Source organism: Spirillospora sp. NPDC049652, from assembly GCF_040675125.1.
In the GTDB taxonomy this organism is placed as follows: domain Bacteria; phylum Actinomycetota; class Actinomycetes; order Streptosporangiales; family Streptosporangiaceae; genus Spirillospora.
The window spans coordinates 1-4,921 of the sequence record NZ_JBFAOF010000539.1 but is presented as its reverse complement, the minus strand read 5'-3'; the positions used below and the strand labels follow the sequence as shown (position 1 = coordinate 4,921).

Sequence of the window (4,921 nt, the reverse complement as noted above, 5' to 3'; positions counted from 1 at the left end):
GGCGTGGACGGCCCGGACGGCGACGCCCTCCGGGGACCACTCGCGGGCCAGGCGCTCGACGCGCCGCTTGACCCGGTGCGAGGCGTAGACGCCCGCGCCCGCGCCGACCGAGAGCCAGAACAGCCGCTTCACCGCCGCCTCCCGCCCCGCGTGGAGGGCGCGCCGCCGCGCCCGGCGCTCCGCGACCCCTGGGCCGGGAGCTCGGGGCGGCTCGGCGGCCGCTCCTCCCCGGACCGGTTGCCGAGCACCTTGCGCACCCCGTAGGAGAACGCGGCGGCCTTCACCAGCGGCCCGCCGACGACCGACGACATCACCGTGGTGACCGCCGAGACGTTCTGGGTGACCGAGCCGACCTGCTTGGTGATCACATCGGTGCGGCCGAGCTGCTCGTTGGCGCGGCGCAGGGTGCGGGCCATGTCGTCCATCAGCGGCCCGGCCTGCTCGCCGAGGTCGGCGACCATCTCGGTCGCCTCGCCGATCAGCCGGGCGAGTTTGAGGAGGGTGTAGGCGAGGAAGGAGACCAGCACCGCCCAGAACACGGCCACGATGAGACCTGCTAGCTGTCCACCAGTGAGCATCAGGGCTTTCCGTTCGCTGTGTCGTCTGTCTGCGGGTTCGGCCACGGCCGGGCTGGTCTGACTGACCTTACCGTGGTCCGGCCCCGGCGGCGGGCCACCCGCCGCGGCTCCGGCCGGAGATCGATCCCCGGTCCCGGGTCAGTGCTCCTTCGGGCGGGACGTGCCCCGCAGGACCGCCCGGATCCGTCCCAGAACCTCCGTGAACCGGGCCTCGGCCCCGTGCCGGGTGGGCCGGTAGTACTCCCGTCCGTGCACGTTGTCCGGCGCGTACTGCTGCCGGACGATCCCGCCAGGGTGGTCGTGAGCGTACTTGTACCCGGTCCCGTGCCCGATCTTCGCCGCGCCCTTGTAGTGCGCGTCACGCAGGTGCCCCGGGACGGGCCCGGCCAGGCCCTTGCGGACGTCGCCGAGCGCCTCGTCCACGGCCACGATCACGGCGTTGGACTTGGGCGCGACGGCAAGGTGGATCACGGCCTGGGCGAGGTTGATCCGGGCCTCGGGGAGGCCGACGAACTCGACCGCCTGGGCGGCCGCCACGGCGGTCTGCAGCGCGGTCGGGTCGGCCATGCCGACGTCCTCGCTGGCGTGCACGATCAGCCGTCGGGCGATGAACCTCGGGTCCTCGCCCGCCTCGATCATGCGGGCGAGGTAGTGCAGCGCGGCGTCGGGGTCGCTGCCCCGGATGCTCTTGATGAACGCGCTGATGACGTCGTAGTGCTGGTCGCCGTCGCGGTCGTAGCGGACGGCGGCCCGGTCGACGGCGCGCTCCAGCACCGCCACGTCGATCGCCTGGCCGTCCTCGGCGACCATCGCGGCCGCCTCCAGGTAGGTGAGGGTGCGGCGGGCGTCGCCGCCGGCGAGCCTGATCAGGTGGTCCTCGGCGGCCGGGTCGAGCCCGACCGCGCCGTCCAGGCCGCGCTCGTCGGCGAGCGCCCGGCGGATCACCTCGCGCAGGTCGTCCTCGGCGAGCGGCTCCAGGGTGAGCAGCAGCGACCGCGACAGCAGCGGGCTGATCACCGAGAAGAACGGGTTCTCGGTCGTCGCGCCGATGAACGAGACCCAGCGGTTCTCCACGGCGGGCAGCAGCGCGTCCTGCTGGGCCTTGTTGAACCGGTGCACCTCGTCGACGAACAGGACGGTCTGCCGCCCGGTCATGCCGAGTTCGCGCCGGGCCAGGTCGATCTCGGCGCGGACCCGCTTCACGCCGTCGGTGACGGCGGAGATCTCCACGAACCGGCGGCTGGTGACGTGGCTCACCACGGTCGCCAGGGTGGTCTTGCCGGTGCCGGGCGGGCCCCACAGCACCAGGGACATCGGGGCGTCGCGCTCCACGAGCTGGCGGATCGGGGTGCCGGGGCCGAGCAGGTGCTGCTGGCCGACCACCTCGTCCAGGCCGCGCGGGCGCATCCGCACCGCGAGCGGCTGGTGCGCGCCGGCGGCCGCCGGCCCCGCGCCGTTCTCCGCCCGCACGCCGGTCTCCGGCCGCGGATCCGGGCCGTGGCCAGGCCGCCGGGACTCCGGCCCGGCGGCGGTCGGATCGTCGAAGAGGCCCTCCGGCTCCCCTGCTCCCAGGCTGCTCGTCACCCTCCGACACTATCTCGGTTCGGTGACAAGTCAGGATGATCTGGAACCCGGACGGCCCGAGGGGCGTTGCTCCGTCCCGGAGGTGAACCGAAGCAGGTGACCGGTACGACCGCCCCGTCCGTCCAGGCCGCCGCCCAGCACGCGGCGGAGGGCACGGCCCGGGGCGCATCCAGGAGCGCGGAACGGCGCACACCACGGCGACGCCACGGGCTGGCGGGGCTGTTCGTGGTGCTGTTCGCCCTGGCCGGGCTCCTGTTCAGCTACGGGCTCGAGCACACCCCGCCCCCGGACCTCTGCCATCCGCACGGCGCGGCCTGGATCACCCCGCCCGCGCACGACGCCCACCACCGGTTCACCCCGGGCACCCCCACGGCGGCGCCCGCGTCGATGACCACGCAGCACCGGACGCCGTCGACCCCGGCCCAGAGCTGCCTCTGCCTGGCCGTCCTGCTGGGCATCATGCTGCTGGCGCTGGCGGCGCGTCCGGACCGCTGGCGGCTGCTGCTGCCGGCGCGGCTGGGCTGGCGACCCGCCCTCCCGGTCCGCCCCTCCCCCGCGTCCCTCTCCCTGGCCACCTTGCAGGTGCTCCGGCTGTAGAGGTCCGCCGGCCGCGTGCGCGCGGCCCACCTCGACATCCCTGAGCACGGCCATCCGAGAGGACCTCTTACAGCCATGTCCGAGAAAGACCGCTCCCGCACGCCCAAGAACGCCTCGGGCAAGTCCAAGAACGCACCGGGCAAGCCCAAGAACGCGCCGGGCAAGCCCACCGGGCGCGGCCGCGCGGCGGGCGGGGCCGCTCCGCGCAAGCCCGCGGCCCGCAAGAACGCCCTGACCGAGCGGCAGACGCCGTGGGGCGCGATCACCTTCTTCACCGTGATCGGGCTGGTCGCGGCCGTCGCGATCGGCTTCGCGTTCATGCAGGCCCGCTCGTCCGCCGACGACCCCAAGATCGCGGGCCTGGTGAGCAAGGAGGAGACCAACCGCGACCACGTCCAGACCTCGGTCAAGTACGACAGCGACCCGCCGATCGGCGGCGCTCACGACCCGCTCTGGCAGAACTGCGGCGTCTACACCAAGCAGCTGCGCAACGAGAACGCCGTCCACGCGCTGGAGCACGGCGCGGTCTGGATCACCTACCGGCCGGACCTGCCCCAGGACCAGGTGGTCAAGCTGTCGGCGAAGGTCGGCGCCACCGCCTACACCCTGCTCAGCCCCTATCCGGGCCTGGACGCCCCGATCGCGCTGAGCGCCTGGGGCAAGCAGGTCAAGGTCCAGAACGCCGACGACAAGCGCGTGGACGCGTTCCTGAGCGCCTACGTGCGCGGTCCGCAGACGCCCGAGCCCGGCGCGGCCTGCACCGGCGGCAAGGCCACCCCGTGACCGCGGGCACAGCGGCCGGGGACGAACCGGCCGAGGGCGGCGGGCAGGTCGGGAGCGGTGAGGCCGAGAGCGGCGGGAAGGCCCCCGCCGGGGCGTCGCGCGGACGGCGGACGGTCATCGTCGCCGTGGTCGCAGTGCTCGCGGCCGCCGCCCTCCTGGCCGGCTGGACGCAGCGGTCCGGCCGGCCCGCGTCCGAAGGCCCGGAGGCGGGGTTCGCGCGGGACATGAGCGTCCACCACGCGCAGGCCGTCGAGATGTCGTTCCTCGTCCGCGACCGCACGCAGGACAAGGCGGTGCGGCTGCTGGCCTACGACATCATCAACACCCAGCAGGCGCAGATCGGCATGATGACGGCCTGGCTGGACGGCTGGAAGCTGCCCAAGGCCGATCCCGCCGGGCCGATGCGCTGGATGGGCCACGGCGGGCACGGCGAGGCGTCCCCGCCCGCGGGCGGCGTGATGCCCGGCATGGCCACGCCCGCGCAGCTCGACGCTCTGGAGAAGGCCTCCGGGCGGCAGGCCGAGACGCAGTTCCTGCGGCTGATGATCGCCCACCACCGGGGTGGCGTCGCGATGGCCGGGGCCGTGCTCGGCCGGACCGGAAACTCGCAGGTCACCCGCCTGGCCCGGACGATGGTCGAAGGGCAGACAGCGGAGATCACGCTGATGGAGCGGATGCTCGCCGAACGCGGCGCGTCGTCCGCGTGAGCCCACGTCCCGTCCCCGGGCGCCTCCTCGGGATGACCGGTGGAGGCGCCCCGGGGCGTGGCGGCGGTTCTGGCGGGATCGGGACCGGTCCGCACGGATCGGTCCCGGTTCCGGCTTGACACCGCACGCCGATCGCGGGTGACTGGGCGGCATGACGGGCAGCGCGGAGACCGGCGGAGCAGGCGGCGGAGACGGCCGGGACGGCGGACGCGGCGGCCGGGAGGCCAGGCTCGGCGGCTACGAGCGGGCCCTGGACCTGTTCGAGGGCCTGGTCGCGGCGGTCCCCCGGGACGACTGGGACGCGCCGTCCCCGTGCGCCGGCTGGACGGCCGCCCAGGTCGCCGGGCACATGATCGGCGGCCAGCACATGATCAGGGCGCTGGCGACCGGCGCGCCGCAGCCCGACGTCAACACCGATCCCGGCCGGTTCTGCCCGGGCGACGTGCCGCTCACCTGGCGCGGCGCCCGCAAGCAGTGCGCGGCGGCGCTGACGGACGAGGCGCTGGCCCGGCCCATCCCGCTCGGCGGGCTCGGCGAGGTGCCGCTCGGCGACTTCCTCGCCGGGTACATCCTGGAGCCCCTCGTCCACGCCTGGGACCTGGCGGTCGCGACCGGCCTCCCGGCCCGGCTCGACCCGGACCTGGTGCACCACGCCTTCGCCACCGCGCGGGT

The 4,921-nt window shown here is 74.6% G+C and carries 6 protein-coding genes; 4 read left to right on the top strand and 2 right to left on the bottom strand.

The window, feature by feature from the left end; all coding sequences use genetic code 11:
- Window positions 1–128: 128 nt before the first annotated feature.
- Window positions 129–578 carry a DUF948 domain-containing protein gene (locus AB0J52_RS27260; protein ID WP_500185180.1) on the bottom strand — a complete coding sequence of 150 codons (450 nt, stop codon included), beginning with the start codon at window positions 576–578 and terminating at the stop codon, window positions 129–131.
- A gap of 138 nt (window positions 579–716) precedes the next feature.
- The gene (locus AB0J52_RS27255; RefSeq protein ID WP_500185182.1) at window positions 717–1,985 is read right to left on the bottom strand and encodes a replication-associated recombination protein A; all 1,269 of its coding nucleotides are present in this window, start codon (window positions 1,983–1,985) and stop codon (window positions 717–719) included.
- 273 nt (window positions 1,986–2,258) lie between these two features.
- Between AB0J52_RS27255 and AB0J52_RS27250 the strand changes: the two genes are divergently transcribed.
- The 4 genes from AB0J52_RS27250 to AB0J52_RS27235 form a co-directional block, all read left to right on the top strand.
- On the top strand, window positions 2,259–2,759 hold the full coding sequence (locus tag AB0J52_RS27250) for a hypothetical protein (protein ID WP_500185179.1): 501 nt from the start codon (window positions 2,259–2,261) through the stop codon (window positions 2,757–2,759).
- A 75-nt stretch (window positions 2,760–2,834) separates the two neighbouring features.
- A complete protein-coding gene (locus AB0J52_RS27245) occupies window positions 2,835–3,542 on the top strand; it encodes a thioredoxin-like domain-containing protein (protein WP_500185177.1) in 708 nt (235 codons plus the stop codon).
- The gene (locus AB0J52_RS27240) at window positions 3,539–4,249 is read left to right on the top strand and encodes a DUF305 domain-containing protein (protein WP_500185176.1); all 711 of its coding nucleotides are present in this window, start codon (window positions 3,539–3,541) and stop codon (window positions 4,247–4,249) included. The genes AB0J52_RS27245 and AB0J52_RS27240 overlap by 4 nt, the downstream gene beginning before the upstream one ends.
- A 151-nt stretch (window positions 4,250–4,400) precedes the next feature.
- Window positions 4,401–4,921: TIGR03086 family metal-binding protein (locus tag AB0J52_RS27235; RefSeq protein ID WP_500185175.1), on the top strand; the 521-nt coding region annotated here is incomplete at its 3' end.